This window comes from Exiguobacterium sp. SH5S4 (genome assembly GCF_004337045.1).
GTDB lineage: Bacteria > Bacillota > Bacilli > Exiguobacteriales > Exiguobacteriaceae > Exiguobacterium > Exiguobacterium aurantiacum_A.
Genome location: NZ_SJUQ01000002.1, coordinates 13,427 through 31,434, shown reverse-complemented (window position 1 = coordinate 31,434; position 18,008 = coordinate 13,427). Strand labels below are relative to the sequence as shown.

Sequence of the window (18,008 nt, the reverse complement as noted above, 5' to 3'; positions counted from 1 at the left end):
TATGGGGTTATGCACACGAATGAGGGGGGAACGAAATGGCTCAAAATGGGTCAAAAGTCACACGCCGTCAGTTCTTAACGTATACGTTAACTGGTGTAGGTGGCTTTATGGCGGCAACATTGATCAGTCCGATGGTCAACTTTGCGATCGATCCGGTCTTGAAAAAATCGGGTGCGGGCGACAAAGTGAAGGTCATGAGTCTTGACGACATCACGACTGAGCCGCAACGTGTCGACTTTAAAAAACAAACGCAAGACGCTTGGTATGAATTTGAAGAAACACTTTCAGCATGGGTGTTCAAAGACGAGAACGGTGAAGTAGTTGCACTCTCTCCAATCTGTACGCATCTTGGCTGTCAAGTAGCTTATGGTGGAGATCCGACAAGACCGTCAGAATTTTTCTGTCCGTGTCACTTCGGACGTTACGAAAAAGACGGAACGAACATTCCGGGTACACCTCCGACATCACCGCTGGCACGCTATGAAAAAGAAGAAAAAGACGGCTTCCTATACTTAGGCAGTCCAGTCGCACAGTTGTGAGAGGGGGAAATAGTCGATGTTACAAAAAATTTATGATTGGGTCGATGAACGCGTCGACATCACGCCGTTATGGCGCGACATCGCTGACCATGAAGTACCGGAACACGTCAACCCTGCCCATCACTTTTCAGCATTTGTTTATTGCTTCGGCGGTCTGACATTTTTCACGGTCGTGATTCAAATTCTGTCAGGGATGTTCTTGACGATGTACTACGTTCCAGATATCATCAATGCCCACGCATCGGTGTATTATTTACAAAACGAAATCGCACACGGACAAATCGTTCGTGGGATGCACCATTGGGGCGCATCGGTCGCGATCGTCATGTTGTTCTTACACACGCTCCGCGTGTTCTTCACCGGGTCGTATAAGAAACCACGCGAACTCAACTGGGTCGTCGGAGTCCTCTTGTTCTTCGTCGTCTTGGCGCTCGGTCTTACAGGTTACTTGTTACCTTGGGATATGAAAGCGTTGTTCGCAACGAAAGTTACGCTTCAAATTGCCGAAAGTGTTCCTGTCATTGGTGGAATCGCCAAGACCCTTCTCGCCGGTGGTGAGATCGTCGGGGCACGGACGCTCACGAACTTCTTCGCCATTCACGTCTTCTTCTTACCGGCGGCCTTGTTCGGACTCCTCGGAGCCCACTTCCTGATGATTCGTAAACAAGGAATATCTGGACCGCTATAAGCCGATTCGAAGACAAAAAGGAGGAGAAACGATATGCATCGCGGTAAAGGGATGAAATTTGTAACCGACTCTCGAGTAGGAATCGGGAATCGGAAACAAAATATTGCAAAAGACTATTCTGAATATCCAGGACGCACAGAAGCGTTCTGGCCGAACTTCTTGCTTAAAGAGTGGATGGTCGGTTCGGTCTTCTTGATCGGATTCATCGCCTTGACGATCGTCGAGGCAGCACCGCTCCAAAACATCGCCGATCCAACGAACACGTCATACATTCCGTTACCGGACTGGTATTTCTTGTTCTTGTATCAATTGCTCAAGTATCAATTCGCGGCGGGGGACTGGATCCTTCTTGGAACGGTCATCTTGCCTGGGGTCGCGTTCACGGCGCTCTTGATCGCACCGTGGCTCGACCAAGGAATCGAGCGCAGGCCGGCCAAACGACCGGTCGCGATCAGCTTCATGCTGCTCGGGATTCTCTCGATCATGTACTTGACGTGGGAATCTGTTCAAACGACGCATTGGGATCAAGTTCATGAGCAAGGAATCTTAGTCGTACCGGGTGAAGGTCCGGAAATCGACACAGCCGCACCTGGCTATGAGATTTATGCAGCCCAGTCTTGTGTGAACTGCCACGGTCAAAACCTCGAGGGCGGGGCGGCAGCTCCAGGACTCATCGGAACGGCCTACACGGCTGAAGAGATCGCGGAGATCGCGGTCAACGGTGTCGGCACGATGCCGGCCGGTCAGTGGGACGGTTCGGATGAAGACCTCCAAGCCATGTCCGAGTTCCTCGCCTCATACGGTGAAGGCGGCGAAAATAACCAGTAAGCAATCGAGTGTAGTCCCCTATGGGCTACACTCTTTTACTTATCGGTCACGCAAGCTACAATAAAGAAAAAAAGGACGGAATGATTTCATGAACTATACGCTGTTGCTTCCCTTTCTAAAACATAAAGCCGTGTTAACATTCCTCTTCATCGTCAATCTGCTCGGCACGATTTACGGATACGTCTGGTATGAACCGCAGCTTCGCGACACGCCGCTCATCTATTGGCCGTTCGTACCGGACAGCCCGACGGCGTCACTATTTTTCACAATCGTCCTGGCGCTGTGGCTGCTCAAGAAAAGCTCACCGCTCATCGAGACACTCGCCTTCATCACACTCGTCAAATACGGGGTCTGGGCCGTCGTCATGAACGTCTTGTTTCTCATGAAGCTAGGAGACGACGCGGATACGTTCATCGTGCTCATGGCCGTCATGCTCATGCTGTCTCACGGTGCGATGGCGGTCCAGGCGTTTCTATACGCCCCGTTCATGCGTTGGACCGTGTCGTCGTTCGTCTTGACGCTCATCTGGGTCATCCATAACGACGTCGTCGACTACGTACTCGGACAATGGCCGCGTTATCCGTCGCTCGCCGAGCATATTATGTGGATCGGCTACGGGTCGTTCTGGTTGACGGGAATATGTTTTTTTGTGGGATACCGACTCATCCTGCGCGCTTCGCTTGATAATAAGTTCATAAGAATGTAAAATCTAGATATCAAATATACGCAGAGGTGATATAGAAAATGTCATTAGGTGGCTATATTTTCTATCTCGCGCTGATCATGCTCATCCCGTTATGGGCCCAGATGCGAGTGAAAAGTACGTACAAAAAGTTTTTACAACAACCACTTCAAAGCGGTGTCACCGGCGCTCAAGTCGCTGACTTCATCATGAAACAAAACGGTGTACACGATGTCCGCATCGAGATGGTCGACGGTTTGATGAGTGACCATTACGACCCGACACATAAAGTCGTCCGCTTGTCGCGCGAAGTGTATCAAGGATCAACGATTTCGTCGGCAGCGATCGCGGCCCATGAGATCGGCCACGTCGTCCAAGACGCGACGGACTATAAGATGATGCGTGTCCGCCATCGGCTCGTGCCGGTCGTGAACATCACGTCAAACTTGTCGTTCCCGCTGCTCATAGGAGGTTTCCTCTTAGGTGCGATGGGACTCGCCCAGCTCGGTGTCGTCATGATGCTCGGGGCGGTCTTGTTCCAACTCGTCACGCTCCCGGTCGAATTTGACGCCTCGAAACGCGCCATGACCGAACTGACGAGCCACGGGATCGTGACGGCGACGGAAGAGTCAGGTGCCCGTAAAGTGTTGAACGCGGCTGCTTGGACTTATGTCGCAGCGACACTTGTCGCGGTTGCCGAACTGATCCGTCTCGCACTGATCGTCTTTATGCCACGTGATGAATAGAATCGATCCCGTCGACTGACGGGATTTTTTTGTATGAGGAGGGTAATTGTATGGCAAAACCACAGTTGACGAAGTCAGGCCGTCTTCGTCTCATCGAACAGCTCGAGTCGCTCCGCGGAAGCGGTCGGAGCGAGGCGCTCGAACGAGTGAAGACGGCGCGCAAATTTTGTGACTTTAGAGAAGACGTGACGTACTTTGAGGCGATCCGGGAACAGGAGCGCATCGAGGCGAAAATTGTTGAACTCGAGCGCGTGCTTGCCGACGCGATGATCGAGGAAGATGCGCCAACGGATCGCGTCGGTTTCGGAGTGGAGGTATGGATCCGGGAACTGCCGGACGGTGAGGAGGAGACGTATCGGATCGTCGGTGAGCTCGAGGCTGATTTGGCGAACGGGACGATCTCGGTCTCGTCCCCGCTCGGAAGCGGCTTGATCGGAAAACGAGTCGGGGAGACGGCTAGTATCGATTCGCCGGGCGGTGCCCTTTACTTTGAAATCAAACGGATCGAACGATGATAAAACGAAGTGGAGACAGAACGAGCCGGTTTTTTCCAATGAGAAGAGGCCACCTAGAGCAAACAAGTCGCTCTAGGTGGCCTCTTTCTTATCAATCTATTAGGTGATGACTCAATCTTATTTCAAGTTTAACATGTCTTTGAAAACTAAAATTGTCCATTGAAGTCGCGTGGAACAACTGAGGTTAATATTTTCTTATCTGAGTTTTTCTTAGACTCGTAAGAGATAATATACTCTTCATCCTCGTTCAGTAAAGCCCATATACTAACGTCAGCAATGTAAACTTTCTTCTCGTTTGCGAGTATGATCCATTGCTCTGTCTCAGACTGGTCTTTCGTAGTAACCTTTACTTTCTCAGTCACGGAGATCACCGAGCTATCCATAAATACATAAGTCGTAAACACTAAGACCAATATTACAAATAGTGAGGAGATAAAGATCGCTTTTTTCATCATACTGGATTACCAAAGATCATATTAGAAATATACGACTTCATACAACGAGCGTGTCTTTTCAAAATATAACCTCCCTCTGAAATGTGTAGACCACCATACTATCCTACCGCGCAGCAATTGGTGTGCGCTATATGGAGAACTATGGATGAACTATATCTCGTCCAATAAGGAGAAGAGAAACACAACTTAGCTTCAAATTTGGTGTGATTTATTTCAAAGGAACGCGATTCTCGTCGAACGTGAATCCTTCGCCGCCGACTTCGTATACGTGATGGAACGTGACGAAAGCGTGCGGGTCGATCTGTTTGACGATCGTCTTGAGGCGGTTGACCTCGTTGCGTCCGACGACGACGTAAATCACTTCGAGCTCTTTATTCGAATAGCCGCCTTTCGCGAGCAGGCGGGTCGTCCCGCGGTTCATCGTCGCGTGGATGCCGTCGGCGATGGCGGTCCGGTGGTCGCTGATGATCATCGCGGCCTTACCGGCATATGTGCCTTCCTGCATCGAATCGATGACGCGGGCGCCGATATAGACGGCAAGGAGCGTATACATCGCCTCGCGGATGTCGAGATACGTCAAACTGAGGACGATGACGAAAAAGTCGAACACGAGGAACGTCTTGCCGATCGACCAACCGACGTAACGTTGGACGAGGCGAGCGATAATATCGATGCCCCCGGTCGTCCCGCCGTTGTTGAAAATGATGCCGAGACCGACGCCGATGAACAGACCGGCGAATAAACTCGCGAGCACCATGTCATCGGTCAAATCGATGACGAGGTTCGAGTACTTGGCGATCAGCCCATACCAGAGCGAAAAGCTGAACGTCCCGACGAGCGTATAGATGAACGTCGTCCGCCCGAGCAGCTTGTAGCTGACGAAGAAGAGCGGCAGATTGAGTGCCAAGTTCGTGATCGATGGCGACCAACCGAACAAGCCGCGCAGAATCAACGTGATCCCGGTGAAACCGCCTTCGGCCAAGTTGTTTTGGACGTTAAAATGAAACACGCCGAACGCAAAAATGAATGAACCGATGAGAATAAAGAATATATTGCGAAACCGAATCGGTAATTGTACCGTCATGTGGTTCACCTCCCATCCATAAGCGTACTCGAAAAACCTGTGGATTGCCTACCCTGAACATATGACATTCGACAGTGAGTCCGATATACTTTTCACAGAAGAGGTGATTTTTTATGAAAATAGTAGCAATCGGGGCCCATCCGGACGATATCGAAATCGGCATCGCTGGCATGACGGCCCAGTGGACGGGTGATCACATCCCAGTCCTGTACGTCGATTTGACGCGGGCCGAACTGTCGTCGAACGGCGATGTCGTCACGCGGGCACAGGAAGCGGCAACAGCCGATAGAATTCTCGGCGTCCGTCGCATCAATCTCGGTTTCCCTGACCGTGGCCTGCTCGGGACAGCCGACCAAATTGAAGCGCTCGTCCGCTTGATCCGGACCGAACGACCGACGCATCTGCTCTATCCGTACGGCGTCGACCGCCATCCCGACCACGGGGCGTGCGCCCGTCTCGTCGAAGAGGCGTTGTTCAACGCCGGGATTCGCAAATATATGCCCGACGTCCCGGCTTACCGTCCGGACAGCGTCTATCAATACATGATCAACGCCCACGTGCGACCGGACGTCTGCATCGACATCACGGCGACGATCGATAAAAAAGTGGACGCGTTGACGTCATACGCGAGTCAGTTCACACCTGTTGACGGCGTCGACACACCGTTGACCGATGCGTACGTCGACCGCGTCGTCGCGCGCGACCGTCACTTCGGTAGCTTGATCGGCACGGACTACGCCGAAGGGCTCATGACCGTCAAACCGTACGTCGTCACGCGGGCGGGTGAGCTCGCATGAAGCTACGTATCGGAGTCCTCTGTTATCCGTCGGTCGGAGGTTCAGGCATCCTCGCGACCGAGCTCGGGATGAAACTCGCCGACCGGGGGCACGACGTCCATTTCATCACGTCGAGCATCCCGTTCCGGTTGAATGCGTATCATCCGAACATCACGTTCCACCAAGTCGAGATCAACCAGTACTCGGTGTTCCGCTATCCGCCGTACGATATCACGCTCGCCTCGAAGATTGCGAGCGTCATCCGTGCGTTCGGCCTCGACGTCATCCACGCGCACTATGCGGTGCCCCATGCGGTTTGTGCCGCGCTCGGACGCGAGATGGCCGAGAGCAAGACGCCGATCGTTTCGACGCTCCACGGCACCGACATTACGGTGCTCGGGGAAGATGAAGAATTGAAACCGGCGATCCTGTACGGTTTACGCCAGTCGGACGCGATCACGGCCGTGTCCGACAGTTTGAAGCGCGAGACGCTTGAGCGGATCGATGCCAACCTTGAGATCGATGTCATCCATAACTTTATCGACGAATCGGTTTATCAGCCGCAAGCCGAGCCGTCGCTCCGTGAACGTTACGGCTTGTCAGCAGCCGACCGCGTCGTCATCCATATCTCGAACTTCCGGCAAGTGAAGCGGATCGACCTTGTGCTCGAGGCGTTCCAGCGGATGAGCGTCCCGGGCAAGAAGTTGCTCCTCGTCGGTGACGGACCGCTCATGGGGGCGATGCGTCGACTCGTGAGCGAGATGGCGCTCGAAGACAGTGTCATCTTCGCCGGTAAACAAGAACAAGTCGCGGCGTTGTTGTCGATCAGTGACGTCCATCTTCTGTTGTCGGACAAAGAGGCGTTCGGTCTCGTCGCTCTAGAGGCGTTAGCGACAGGCGTCCCATCGGTCGTCAGCGATGCCGGGGGCTTGCCGGAAGTGATCACGGACGGAGCGGACGGTTTTGTCGTCGCGCGCGGCGACGTCACAGCGGCCACGACCGCGCTCGAAGCGATCTTGCTCGACGATGCGCTCCATGCGAAACTGCGTGCCGGCGGTCTCGTGAAAGCGAGACAGTTCGCGTCTAAAGACATCGTCACGCAATATGAACGACTATACGAACAGGTGGTGCGCCGATGACAGAATGGGAATATGCAAAACAAATCATAAAAAAAATCAACGACCACGGGGGCGAGGCGTACATCGTCGGCGGTGCCGTTCGTGACTACGTGCGCGGCACGCTTCCCGACGACATCGATATCGCGACGTCGTTGTTGCCGGAAGACGTCATGAAACTGTTCCCGAAATCGGTCCCGACCGGAATCGATCACGGGACGGTCACGGTCATCCTCGACCATCATCCGTTCGAGGTGACGACGTTCCGTTCGGAAGGGACGTATTCGGACTCGCGACGCCCGGACCACGTCTCGCTCGGCGTCACGCTCGAAGAGGACATGTTGCGCCGCGACTTCACGATGAACGCGATGGCGTTCCATGACGGCAACGTCGTCGACTTGTTCGGCGGCCGGCTCGACCTCGAGGCGCAGATCATCCGGACCGTCGGGAGCCCGTACGAACGGTTCGGGGAAGACGCGCTCCGGATCATGCGCGCGTTTCGGTTCATGTCCCAGCTCGACTTCACGCTCGCTGATGATGTGCGGAGCGCGGCGCGGACGCTCGGCCACAAATTGCAAGACATCGCGATGGAACGCATCGCCATCGAGTTCGAGAAGTTGATGACGGGACCTGCTTACCGCAGGGCGCTGACCGACCTTGTCGAGCTCGGCATCCATCAGTACTTACCGGACGTGTCCAAACAGCTCGTCCGTCGTGTCATCGCCGACAGGCGGGCACCGGTCAACGCGGTCGGAGGCTGGGCGCTATTCGTCTATCACGCCGGGGACATCCGTTGGCTCACGCCATGGAAGCGTTCGAACGCCTTGAAGCGGGAAGCGGGCGTATTGGCCAACCTGTTCGACTCCGGGCTCGATACGTTCACCGTGTATGAGACGGATCAAGCGACGCTCGAGACGTATTTGCGGATGACCGGGAGCACGGAATCGTCCGACGCCTTGAAACGTGTGCTCCCGATCCAGTCACGGCGGGAGCTCCGGTTCGACGGTCGCGATGCGCTACAGGTCGGGGCGAGCGGCGCACGGATCAAGCACTTGCTCGCCGACCTCGAACGGCGCGTCGTCCTCGGCGAGTTAGCCAATGAGGAACAAACGTTACGAGAGGAGGCGATCATGTGGCTTCAACGAGAGGAAAGGTCTTAAACTTGCTCCAGGACGGGGCGGTCTGGAGCGGACAAGAATTGGCCCGCCAATTAAATATTTCACGTACCGCCATTTGGAAACATATCGAGACGTTAAAACAAGACGGTTACGACATCGAAACGATCCCGCGTAAAGGGTATCAACTGTTCGGACGGACGGACCGACTCGATGAACCGGCGTTCGTCTCGTTTCGGCACGGCCGGTTCGGGCAACACGTCTACGCCTACGACCAAGTCGACACGACGCAGCGCATCGCCCACGAACTCGCCCAAAAAGGGGCGCTTGAAGGGACGCTCGTCATCAGCGAAGAACAGACGGCAGGGCGCGGCCAACTCGGGCGCAGTTGGCACAACCCGAGCCACGTCAATATCGCGGCTAGTATCATCCTTCGTCCGGCGCTGCCGATTCGGGAAGCGTCGAAGCTGACGCTCATGGCGGCGAGCGCCTTCGCCCGGTCGCTAAGGCAACAAGGCGTCCCGGCATTTATCAAATGGCCGAACGACCTTCTCGTGAACGGGAAGAAGATCGGCGGGATTTTGACCGAGATGCAAACTGAAGGCGACCGCATCCAAGCCGTCATCCTCGGCTTCGGATTGAACGTCAATACGGAGTCGATCCCGACTGACCTGGTTCACCGGGCGACGTCGATCAAATTGGAGACCGGCGTCGCGTTGCGCCGCAGTGAAGTGCTCGCCGATCTATTGGCCGAGCTCGAGACCGAATATGACGCGTTGCTCGAATCCGGGTTCGGCCCGGTCCGCGACAACTGGCTAGAGCACGCCGCTTATTTGAATGAAGAAGTGACGTTGACCGCCTCGGGGGAGTCTAAACGCGGTATCATGCGCGGCATCTCAGAACAGGGGGCGCTCCTGCTCGAGCGTCATGGTGCCATCGAAGCCATCTATTCCGCTGAAATCGCAGTCTGGAATGATTGATGGAAACGTATTCGTGGTCTATAATGAACGTGTCGGACGCTATCGCAAGAAGTGTACCGGAATTGCAGACCGTCGTTTTAGTTAATTGTCTGCCTTGATCATTTTGACAGGGACAGAAGGACACTCAACCTTGAGTTCGTTTTCGTGCGCCTTCTTGCCAATCGTGTAAGAAGGCGTTTTTCCTTTCCTGTCTCCACATTTAGGAGGAGAACATATGCATACGATGACTTCATTATTGAAAAAGATGAAGCAAGAAGAGAAATTGGTCATGTTGACCGCTTACGATTATCCGTCGGCGAAACTGGCCGAAGCGGCGGGAGTGGACATCATCCTCGTCGGAGACTCACTAGGAATGGTCGTGCTCGGTTACGACTCGACGATTCCGGTGACGATTCATGATATGGTCCACCATGCCAAAGCGGTGCGCCGCGGGGCGAAGGACACGTTCGTCGTCGTCGATATGCCATTTGCGACGTATCACGGTGATTTCGACCGAACGCTTCAAGCGGCGGCGACATTGTTCCAAGACGGACATGCCGACGCCATCAAACTTGAAGGGGCGGGCGAAGTGCTCGAGACGATCGAACGATTGACGAAAGTCGGCATGCCTTGTGTCGCCCACCTCGGGCTCACACCACAATCGGTCGGTGTGCTCGAAGGCTATAAGGTCCAAGGGAAGTCACTTGAGGATGCCGAGCAACTGATCAACGACAGCCTCGAGGCCGAACGGGTCGGGGCCAAAATGCTCGTCCTCGAGTGCGTGCCGCATCAACTCGCCAAAAAAATCGCCGAAGCGCTTCACATCCCGGTCATCGGGATTGGTGCCGGTGCCGACGTCGACGGCCAAGTACTCGTCTATCACGACGTCTTGAAGTATGGGGTCGACCGTCTCCCGAAATTCGTCGAGGCTTACGCCGATGTGAACGCGGTCGCGACGAGTGCCATCGGCTCTTACGTTCAAGCGACGAAAGACGGCTCGTTCCCGCTCGAACGCCACACGTTCACGATGGATGAGACGCTGCTCGACACGTTGTACGGTGGCAAAGCATGAGGATCGTCACCGATCCGATGTCGTTACGTGAAACTCTGTCCGACGGGTTGACCGTCGGCTTTGTGCCGACGATGGGTTACCTGCATGAAGGACACTTGAGTCTCGTCGAGGCGGCCAAACGCGAGAACGATCGCGTCGTCATGAGCATCTTCGTTAATCCGACCCAATTTGGGCCGAATGAAGACCTTGATCGTTATCCGAGAGATTTTGAACGGGACGAACAGTTGGCGCGAGAAGCGGGGGTAGACGTACTATTTTATCCGGATACCGCGACGATGTATCCGCTCGATATGGCGCGCGTGACGGTGCGTACCGGAGCCGACGTCTTATGCGGCGCCAGCCGGCCCGGTCATTTTGACGGTGTGTTGACGGTCGTCTCAAAACTGTTCAACTTGGTGCGGCCGACGCGTGCTTACTTCGGCTTGAAGGACGCCCAACAAGTCGCACTGATCGAGGGATACGTTCGGGACTATTTCGTGCCGGTCGAGATTATCCGCTGTCCGATCATTCGTGAGGACTCGGGACTCGCCAAGTCGTCACGTAACGTCTACTTGTCTGAAACGGAACGGATTGACGCGAGCGACATCAATCGAGCACTCATCGAGGCGCGTGACGCGTTGACTGAAGGGGACGCGATCACGTCGGTACAAGAACGGCTCGTCGAACGGCTGTCGGCAATCCCGAACAGTACGATCGACTATGTCGAACTAGTCGACTATCCGACGCTTTCGCACGTGACAGACTCGTCGACAGAACTGTTGATTGCAGTGGCGGTGCAGTTTGAACGCGCCCGCTTGATTGATAATACGATTTGGAAGAGAGGGTGAATCAAATGATTCGAACATTTATGCACGCCAAGCTACACAAGGCGACCGTGACCGAGGCGAATTTACACTACGTCGGCTCGATTACGATTGATGAGGATTTGATGGACGCGGTCGGGATTATGGAAAATGAGCACGTCCACATCACGAACAACCATAACGGCGCCCGCATTGAGACATACGTCATCAAGGGTGAGCGCGGTTCAGGCGTCATCTGCCTAAACGGGGCGGCGGCCCGCCATTTCCAAGTCGGCGATGTCGTCATCATCATGGCCTACGGTCAGATGACGGCTGAAGAGGCGAGATCGTATCGTCCGAAAGTTGCGGTGTTGAACGATCGCAACGAAGTCGATCAACTGTTATATGAAGAAATCGCACATACGATTCTATGAACAGAGCGGGGATGCCCTTAGAGGCAACCCCGTTTTTTCGTGCATCGTTCTATGGTAAGATGAGACAGACAGAAAGAGACAGAAAGCACGAGCGTGCCGAAGATGGGATGGATGTTATGGACACTTATGTGATAGTGGATTTAGAGACGACCGGTCATTCCGTCAAATCCGGCGATGAACTGATTGAATTCGCGGCGGTGGTCGTACAAGGTAGTGAAGTGATTGAGCGCTACAGTACGTTGATTCGACCGAGTCGTCCAATCCCTCCTTTTATCACGCAGTTGACGACGATAACAGATCAGGATGTGGCGTCCGCTCCGGCGTTTGAAGACGTCATCCCTGATATTTGGAAGATGTTAGATGGGCGAGTGTTCGTTGCCCACAACGTTTCGTTTGATTTGAATTTTTTAAATGAGAGTTTAGAACTGGCAGGATATTTACCTTTCCAAGGGCGGGCCATCGATACGGTCGAACTCGCGCGCATCTTGTATCCGACACTTGAAAGCCATGCGCTCGAGTCGCTCGCCGACACGTTCGGCTTGGTGCACACGGACGCGCACCGCGCCCTCAGCGATGCCGAGGCGACCGCGGAGTTGTTTATTCAACAACTCAATCGCCTGCGGACGCTACCGGTCGTGACGCTAAAACAGTTGCGCCGTCTGTCCGAGTCGTGGACGAGCAACATCGAGCCGTTGCTCGATGATCTCATCGTCGAGATTGGTATTCGGCCAGATGACGAGACGACGTACGATATCCACCGGAAAATCGCACTCCGTCGCCTGACTGATTCGTTTGAGCCGGCGGTCGAGCGCGAACCGTTCGAACCGTTCCTTCATCGGACGATCGAAGAGACGCTTCCGTCACTGTTCGACCAATTCGAACCGAGACAAAGTCAATTCGAGATGATGCGGCACGTCTATAAGGCGCTCGACGATGAGGCGACGCTTCTCATCGAGGCCGGGACCGGCACAGGCAAGACGTTAGCCTACTTGATCCCGAGCGCGCATCACGCCCTTGAGACGAAACGACCGGTCGTCGTCAGCACGCATACGATCCAATTACAAGAACAGCTGCTCAACCGGGACTTGCCGATCTTAAAAGCTATCTTCCCGGAAATCGAGTTCACGCTTCTGAAAGGAAGACGCAACTATATTGATCTCCGGAAGTTTGAGATGGTGCTCGAGGAGACGAATGACGGGATGCTCTCGGCGATGTGCAAGGCGATGGTGCTCGTCTGGTTGACCGAGACGGAGACAGGGGACTTGGAAGAGTTGTCACTCCCTGGAGCGGCGACACAAGGGCCGGCTTCGTTCAAACGGCTCATTCAAGCCGACGCGGCAACGGACTTCGGCCGCTTTGACCCATGGTATAGCCGTGACTTCTTCACGCGGGCCGTCCTGCGTTCGAAAGAGGCGGATATCATCGTCACGAATCATGCGTTGCTCTTCTCGGATCTGCAGCATCAGGCCGGGATTCTCCCGACCGACACGCCGCTCATCTTGGACGAGGCGCATCAAGTCGAAGAGGTCGCCTCGCATCATTTCGGCGTCACGTTCGACGCGATCCAGTTCGATCGCTTATTCAAATGGTTCGGCTACGGGGCCGACGGAAAGTTCCATTCCCGGCTGCTGCAACTTGCCGACTTGACGTCCGTGTCCGAAGAGACGGAAGCGTTCAGTAAAGAGACCGACCAGGCGTTAGCCCAAGTCGATGTCGAACTAGACGACCTGTTGACGGCGCTCCAGTCGCTCGGCAAGAAAAAAGATCAACGGCAAACCGTTCGCTTCGAACGGGAAGGTGACGTGTTCCGACCGATCCGTGAAGTGGCGAAGCGGCTTGAGAACCGTTTACGGACGCTTCGGATGTCGCTCCGGCAGATGCTTCGTCTTCTCGATGAGCATAAAGAGCATATGACGTTCAAGCAACGCGCCGTGATCGGTGACTTGAAGGCGTTCATCGGTGACGTGCGAGAGATTGAGAGCGTGCTGTATGAAACGATGCTCACCCGCGACGACGACGCTGTCAGTTGGGTCGAGTTGAACTTGGCCAACCGCAAATTGACCTCGGTCTATACGCAACCGGTCGAAATCGGACCGTTGCTCCATGAGCGCTTGTTTGCGAAACGACCGACGATTTTGACGTCGGCGACGATGACCGTGTCCGGTCGCTTCGGCTTTATCGAGCGCAGGCTCGGTCTCGACGGGCAGGACGTGAGACGAGTCGTCCTCGCTTCGCCGTTTGACTTCAAGAAACAGGCGAAATTGTTCGTCCCGTCAGACATCCCGTTGATCAACGAAGTGCCGTTGCCGCATTTCGTCGATCAAATCGCCGCTTCGATTGCCCGGATTGCCAACGTGACGAAAGGACGCATGCTCGTCTTGTTCACGTCGAACGAGCTGTTACGTTTGACGCACGAGGCGGTGAGACATCAGCTAGACGACGCGTATACGTTGCTTGCCCAAGGCGTCAGCGGCGGCTCGCGCAGCCGTTTGACGAAGCAGTTCAAACGAATCGATCAGTCGATTTTGTTCGGGACGGCCAGCTTCTGGGAAGGGGTCGATATCCCGGGAGAGGCGCTCACCTGCCTCGTCATCGTGCGTCTCCCGTTCGCCCCGCCCGACCAACCGGTCATTCAGGCGCGGTCCGAAAAAATTGAAGCGACCGGGAAGTCGTCGTTTTTTGAACTGTCACTTCCGCAAGCGGTCATCCGCTTCAAACAAGGCGTCGGTCGCCTCATTCGCTCGAAAGAGGATTACGGCGCCATCTTCGTCTTCGACCGCCGTGTCGAGACGACGCGTTACGGGAAACAGTTTCTCAATAGTCTCCCGGCCGTCGACCGGATCGAAGGATCGCTCGAGACGTCACTGGCCGAGCTCGAACTGTTTTTAGATGAGAAAGAAGAGACGACTCTAGGAAATCAGAGATAACGCTAGGCAGCGTGAAATTATCGCTTTATAATGATGGGTATAGTGTTTTGAAGGAGGAGTAAACATGAATTCGAATATTGAGACGCTCGCGACCGTTCGGATCGAGCCGACGGCAGACGTGTACAAAATCGTCGACCTATTGAATCGTACACTGAAGAGCCAAGATTTGATGTTCGGTCTTGCATTAGAGAAAAAAGTGAATGATCCGAAGAAAGAAGAGATGGTGTTCACCATCTATCGGACAGAATGACGCGGAAGAAAAAAGTAGTGGTTGCTCTTATGACGGCACTCATCGGTGTCGTCATCGTGTTTAGTGGGATTTATTGGTTCACGGTCGGTCATACGGAACGGACAAAACAAAACATGATCGCGGAAGCGCGCAATCGTCTTGAGGCCGAACAGCCGACGGTCCGGATCGAACGGGCTGAGCTCTTTAACGGGACGGAACCGTACGTCGTCTTCGAGGAGACGGACCGTGTCCTGTTCGTGCCGGTCGACAGCAAGCAACCGATCGAGACACGTGAGATCGCGTCGGTCGACTTAGATCAAGTCTGTGCCGATTCGCTCGAGGAGACCGGTGGTATGCTCGTCAGTTGTAAGTACGGGTTCGATGAGCGTGCGCTCATCGAAGTCGTGACGAAATCAGGGGCGACGTATACGTATTCCTATTACACGCTTCAAACCGGAGACTTTGTAAGACGGGTCCAACTGGCGGATTCGAACTGAACGAGATTAGAGGAGGATATCGATGGAACATCTATTGGCAAGACGTGTAAAACAGTTAACACCTTCGACGACGCTCGCGATCACGGCGAAAGCGAAAGCGCTGAAAGCCTCGGGACAAGACGTGATCGGGCTCGGGGCCGGTGAGCCGGACTTCAATACGCCTGAACGAATTATTGAGGCCGCATGCAAGGCTGCACGTGACGGCGATACGAAGTATACGCCTTCAGGCGGAACGGTCGCTTTAAAAGATGCCATCATCGAGAAGACGAAACGCGACAGCGACCTCACGTTCGAGCGTAACGAGGTCATGGTCGCCTCAGGGGCGAAACATGCGTTATACGCCTTGTTCCAAGCGATTCTCGACGAAGGTGATGAAGTCATCATCCCGGTCCCGTATTGGGTGAGTTATCCGGAACAAGTGAAACTTGCCGACGGTGTCCCGGTCTATGTGGAGACGACCGAGGCGACGACGTTCAAGCTGACGCCAGAGTCACTTGAAACCGCCATCACAGACCGGACGAAAGCGGTCATCTTGAACAGCCCGTCCAACCCGACCGGTATGATCTATACGGAGTCAGAGTTGGTCGCACTCGCCGAAGTCGTCAAGCGCCACGACCTGCTCGTCGTCAGTGACGAGATCTATGAGAAGCTCATCTATGGCGATAGCGAGTTCGTCTCGATCGCCACGCTTCCTGACATGCGTGAGCGGACGATCATCATCAACGGGGTCTCGAAGTCACATGCGATGACCGGGTGGCGCATCGGGTACGCGATCGGAGACAAGACGATCATCGAAGCGATGACGAACCTCGCATCGCACTCGACGTCGAATCCGACGTCGATCGCCCAAGCGGCGGCCGTCGAGGCGTACAACGGCTCGCAAGATGACGTCGAGATGATGCGGGTCTCATTTGAAGAGCGCCTTGAAATCGTCTATGAGCGATTGATCAACATACCAGGCATCACGTGCCTAAAACCGCAAGGGGCATTCTACTTATACGCCAACGCCAAACAAGCCGCGTCGATGAGCGGCTACGACTCGGTCGACGCATGGTGCGAAGCAGTGCTCGGTGAAGCATTCGTCGCGCTCGTGCCGGGATCGGGCTTTGGGCAGGACGATTACGTCCGCTTGTCTTATGCAACAGAATTGAAGCGAGTACTAGAAGCGCTCGATCGAGTGGAAAACTTTATCAAGAGTAGCGCTCGATAAGCGAAAGGATGGATATGAACATGACAACTATTTCAATTAGCCAATTTAAAGATTATGAAGGACAATCGGTCCGGGTCGGTGCCTGGATCGCCAACAAACGTTCGAGTGGTAAAATCGCCTTCCTTCAACTCCGGGACGGGAGCGGGTTCGCCCAAGCCGTCGTCGTCAAAGCAGAAGTCGCGGAAGAACTGTTCGCCCTCGCAAAAGGCGTGACGCAAGAGACGTCAGTCTGGGTGACGGGGAACGTCAAATCGGACGGCGGCCGGACGCCGCTCGGCTTCGAACTCGAAGTGACAGCGATGGAAATCATCTCGGAATCGATCGACTATCCGATCACACCGAAAGAACACGGGACGGAGTTCTTGATGGACAACCGTCACCTCTGGCTCCGGTCGCGTCGCCAGCACGCGATCATGAAAGTCCGGAACGAATTGATCCGGGCCACATACGAGTTCTATAACCAAGAAGGATTCGTCAAGATCGATCCGCCGATCATCACGTCGAGCGCGCCGGAAGGGACGACCGAGTTGTTCGAGACGGACTACTTCGGTCAGCCGGCCTACTTGTCGCAAACAGGTCAGTTATATATGGAAGCCGCAGCGATGGCGCTCGGCAAAGTGTTCTCGTTCGGTCCGACGTTCCGCGCTGAAAAATCGAAGACACGTCGTCACTTGATCGAGTTTTGGATGATCGAGCCGGAGATGGCATTCTTCGACCATGATATGAGTCTTGATCTGCAAGAGCGTTATGTGTCATACATCGCGAAGTCAGCGCTTGACCATTGCCGGAACGAGCTTGAGTTGCTCGGACGCGACTTGGAGAAGCTTGAAAAAGTTCAAGCGCCGTTCCCACGTATTCGTTATACGGACGCGATCACGTTCTTGAAAGAAGAAGGCTTCGATGACATCGAGTACGGGGATGACTTTGGGGCGCCGCATGAGACGGCGATCGCCAACGCGCATGATTTGCCGGTGTTCATCACCCATTGGCCGAAAGAAATCAAGCCGTTCTACATGAAAGTCGACCCAGAGAACCCTGAACTCGTCCTTTGTGCCGATTTGATCGCACCTGAAGGTTACGGCGAGATCATCGGCGGCTCGCAGCGTGAAGACGACTATGCCCGCTTGAAAGAAGAGATCGCCAAAGAAGGACTTGATGAGACTGATGCGTATGACTGGTATCTTGAGTTGCGTAAGTACGGCTCGGTCCCACACTCGGGCTTCGGGCTCGGTCTTGAACGGACCGTCGCTTGGATCAGCGGAATCGAACACATCCGTGAAGCGATTCCGTTCCCACGTCTATTGAACCGAATTCACCCATAATCGCCAATCGGGGATGACTAATTGTCTTCCCCG

At 54.5% G+C, this 18,008-nt stretch carries 19 protein-coding genes; 18 read left to right on the top strand and 1 reads right to left on the bottom strand.

The genetic code is table 11. The features are described from left to right. Window positions 1-35 precede the first annotated feature (35 nt). From EVJ32_RS01365 to EVJ32_RS01340, 6 genes are all read left to right on the top strand, one after another. On the top strand, window positions 36-539 hold the full coding sequence (locus tag EVJ32_RS01365; RefSeq protein ID WP_131456123.1) for a QcrA and Rieske domain-containing protein: 504 nt from the start codon (window positions 36-38) through the stop codon (window positions 537-539). Between the two features lie 16 nt (window positions 540-555). After that, on the top strand, window positions 556-1,227 hold the full coding sequence (gene qcrB / locus EVJ32_RS01360; RefSeq protein ID WP_016509980.1) for a menaquinol-cytochrome c reductase cytochrome b subunit: 672 nt from the start codon (window positions 556-558) through the stop codon (window positions 1,225-1,227). A 33-nt stretch (window positions 1,228-1,260) separates the two neighbouring features. Beyond that, window positions 1,261-2,055, top strand: a complete 795-nt coding sequence (locus EVJ32_RS01355; protein WP_070327424.1) for a menaquinol-cytochrome c reductase cytochrome b/c subunit — start codon at window positions 1,261-1,263, stop codon at window positions 2,053-2,055. Window positions 2,056-2,143: 88 nt separating this feature from the next. Beyond that, window positions 2,144-2,761 (top strand): DUF1405 domain-containing protein, encoded by a 618-nt coding sequence (locus tag EVJ32_RS01350; protein ID WP_070327423.1) that lies wholly within the window; start codon window positions 2,144-2,146, stop codon window positions 2,759-2,761. 38 nt (window positions 2,762-2,799) lie between these two features. Beyond that, window positions 2,800-3,483 (top strand): zinc metallopeptidase, encoded by a 684-nt coding sequence (locus EVJ32_RS01345; protein WP_131456121.1) that lies wholly within the window; start codon window positions 2,800-2,802, stop codon window positions 3,481-3,483. A 50-nt stretch (window positions 3,484-3,533) separates the two neighbouring features. After that, window positions 3,534-3,998, top strand: a complete 465-nt coding sequence (locus EVJ32_RS01340) for a GreA/GreB family elongation factor (RefSeq protein WP_131456119.1) — start codon at window positions 3,534-3,536, stop codon at window positions 3,996-3,998. Between the two features lie 663 nt (window positions 3,999-4,661). On the opposite strand, the gene EVJ32_RS01335 is transcribed toward EVJ32_RS01340, so the two are convergent. Next, window positions 4,662-5,537 carry a YitT family protein gene (locus EVJ32_RS01335; protein WP_016509982.1) on the bottom strand — a complete coding sequence of 292 codons (876 nt, stop codon included), beginning with the start codon at window positions 5,535-5,537 and terminating at the stop codon, window positions 4,662-4,664. 113 nt (window positions 5,538-5,650) lie between these two features. On the opposite strand from EVJ32_RS01335, the gene bshB1 reads away from it, so the two are divergent. The 12 genes from bshB1 (at window position 5,651) to asnS (ending at window position 17,975) form a co-directional block, all read left to right on the top strand. Continuing rightward, window positions 5,651-6,334, top strand: coding sequence for a bacillithiol biosynthesis deacetylase BshB1 (bshB1, locus tag EVJ32_RS01330; protein ID WP_131456117.1), 684 nt, complete (start codon window positions 5,651-5,653; stop codon window positions 6,332-6,334). Then, window positions 6,331-7,452, top strand: a complete 1,122-nt coding sequence (gene bshA / locus EVJ32_RS01325) for an N-acetyl-alpha-D-glucosaminyl L-malate synthase BshA (protein WP_131456115.1) — start codon at window positions 6,331-6,333, stop codon at window positions 7,450-7,452. Before bshB1 ends, bshA begins: the two co-directional genes overlap by 4 nt. Next, window positions 7,449-8,588, top strand: a complete 1,140-nt coding sequence (locus tag EVJ32_RS01320; protein ID WP_131456113.1) for a CCA tRNA nucleotidyltransferase — start codon at window positions 7,449-7,451, stop codon at window positions 8,586-8,588. Before bshA ends, EVJ32_RS01320 begins: the two co-directional genes overlap by 4 nt. Beyond that, window positions 8,561-9,523, top strand: a complete 963-nt coding sequence (locus EVJ32_RS01315) for a biotin--[acetyl-CoA-carboxylase] ligase (protein WP_131456111.1) — start codon at window positions 8,561-8,563, stop codon at window positions 9,521-9,523. Before EVJ32_RS01320 ends, EVJ32_RS01315 begins: the two co-directional genes overlap by 28 nt. Window positions 9,524-9,737: 214 nt before the next feature. Further along, window positions 9,738-10,574 carry a 3-methyl-2-oxobutanoate hydroxymethyltransferase gene (panB, locus tag EVJ32_RS01310; RefSeq protein WP_070327416.1) on the top strand — a complete coding sequence of 279 codons (837 nt, stop codon included), beginning with the start codon at window positions 9,738-9,740 and terminating at the stop codon, window positions 10,572-10,574. Further along, entirely contained in the window at window positions 10,571-11,401 is an 831-nt protein-coding gene (panC, locus tag EVJ32_RS01305) for a pantoate--beta-alanine ligase (RefSeq protein WP_131456109.1), read from the top strand. The genes panB and panC overlap by 4 nt, the downstream gene beginning before the upstream one ends. 5 nt (window positions 11,402-11,406) lie before the next feature. Continuing rightward, complete coding sequence (panD, locus tag EVJ32_RS01300; RefSeq protein WP_131456107.1) at window positions 11,407-11,790, top strand: aspartate 1-decarboxylase; 384 nt, start codon at window positions 11,407-11,409, stop codon at window positions 11,788-11,790. A 116-nt stretch (window positions 11,791-11,906) separates the two neighbouring features. Next, the gene (dinG, locus tag EVJ32_RS01295; protein ID WP_131456105.1) at window positions 11,907-14,717 is read left to right on the top strand and encodes an ATP-dependent DNA helicase DinG; all 2,811 of its coding nucleotides are present in this window, start codon (window positions 11,907-11,909) and stop codon (window positions 14,715-14,717) included. 64 nt (window positions 14,718-14,781) lie between these two features. After that, the gene (locus tag EVJ32_RS01290) at window positions 14,782-14,967 is read left to right on the top strand and encodes a YpmA family protein (protein WP_016509977.1); all 186 of its coding nucleotides are present in this window, start codon (window positions 14,782-14,784) and stop codon (window positions 14,965-14,967) included. 29 nt (window positions 14,968-14,996) lie between these two features. Next, window positions 14,997-15,443 (top strand): hypothetical protein, encoded by a 447-nt coding sequence (locus EVJ32_RS01285; protein ID WP_236635467.1) that lies wholly within the window; start codon window positions 14,997-14,999, stop codon window positions 15,441-15,443. A 22-nt stretch (window positions 15,444-15,465) separates the two neighbouring features. Next, window positions 15,466-16,653, top strand: a complete 1,188-nt coding sequence (locus tag EVJ32_RS01280) for a pyridoxal phosphate-dependent aminotransferase (protein ID WP_131456101.1) — start codon at window positions 15,466-15,468, stop codon at window positions 16,651-16,653. 20 nt (window positions 16,654-16,673) lie between these two features. Next, window positions 16,674-17,975, top strand: coding sequence for an asparagine--tRNA ligase (gene asnS, locus EVJ32_RS01275; protein ID WP_131456099.1), 1,302 nt, complete (start codon window positions 16,674-16,676; stop codon window positions 17,973-17,975). Window positions 17,976-18,008 lie beyond the last annotated feature (33 nt).

Excerpts from the sequence above, each read along its gene's own strand:
- EVJ32_RS01285 (WP_236635467.1), top strand. The coding sequence starts at position 14,997 with ATGACGGCACTCATCGGTGTCGTCATCGTGTTTAGTGGGATTTATTGG.
- EVJ32_RS01290 (WP_016509977.1), top strand. The coding sequence starts at position 14,782 with ATGAATTCGAATATTGAGACGCTCGCGACCGTTCGGATCGAGCCGACG.
- EVJ32_RS01320 (WP_131456113.1), top strand. The coding sequence starts at position 7,449 with ATGACAGAATGGGAATATGCAAAACAAATCATAAAAAAAATCAACGAC.
- EVJ32_RS01350 (WP_070327423.1), top strand. The coding sequence starts at position 2,144 with ATGAACTATACGCTGTTGCTTCCCTTTCTAAAACATAAAGCCGTGTTA.
- panD (WP_131456107.1), top strand. The coding sequence starts at position 11,407 with ATGATTCGAACATTTATGCACGCCAAGCTACACAAGGCGACCGTGACC.
- bshA (WP_131456115.1), top strand. The coding sequence starts at position 6,331 with ATGAAGCTACGTATCGGAGTCCTCTGTTATCCGTCGGTCGGAGGTTCA.
- EVJ32_RS01280 (WP_131456101.1), top strand. The coding sequence starts at position 15,466 with ATGGAACATCTATTGGCAAGACGTGTAAAACAGTTAACACCTTCGACG.
- panC (WP_131456109.1), top strand. The coding sequence starts at position 10,571 with ATGAGGATCGTCACCGATCCGATGTCGTTACGTGAAACTCTGTCCGAC.
- EVJ32_RS01335 (WP_016509982.1), bottom strand. The coding sequence starts at position 5,537 with ATGACGGTACAATTACCGATTCGGTTTCGCAATATATTCTTTATTCTC.
- panB (WP_070327416.1), top strand. The coding sequence starts at position 9,738 with ATGCATACGATGACTTCATTATTGAAAAAGATGAAGCAAGAAGAGAAA.
- EVJ32_RS01365 (WP_131456123.1), top strand. The coding sequence starts at position 36 with ATGGCTCAAAATGGGTCAAAAGTCACACGCCGTCAGTTCTTAACGTAT.
- dinG (WP_131456105.1), top strand. The coding sequence starts at position 11,907 with ATGGACACTTATGTGATAGTGGATTTAGAGACGACCGGTCATTCCGTC.
- EVJ32_RS01355 (WP_070327424.1), top strand. The coding sequence starts at position 1,261 with ATGCATCGCGGTAAAGGGATGAAATTTGTAACCGACTCTCGAGTAGGA.
- EVJ32_RS01345 (WP_131456121.1), top strand. The coding sequence starts at position 2,800 with ATGTCATTAGGTGGCTATATTTTCTATCTCGCGCTGATCATGCTCATC.
- asnS (WP_131456099.1), top strand. The coding sequence starts at position 16,674 with ATGACAACTATTTCAATTAGCCAATTTAAAGATTATGAAGGACAATCG.
- qcrB (WP_016509980.1), top strand. The coding sequence starts at position 556 with ATGTTACAAAAAATTTATGATTGGGTCGATGAACGCGTCGACATCACG.
- bshB1 (WP_131456117.1), top strand. The coding sequence starts at position 5,651 with ATGAAAATAGTAGCAATCGGGGCCCATCCGGACGATATCGAAATCGGC.
- EVJ32_RS01340 (WP_131456119.1), top strand. The coding sequence starts at position 3,534 with ATGGCAAAACCACAGTTGACGAAGTCAGGCCGTCTTCGTCTCATCGAA.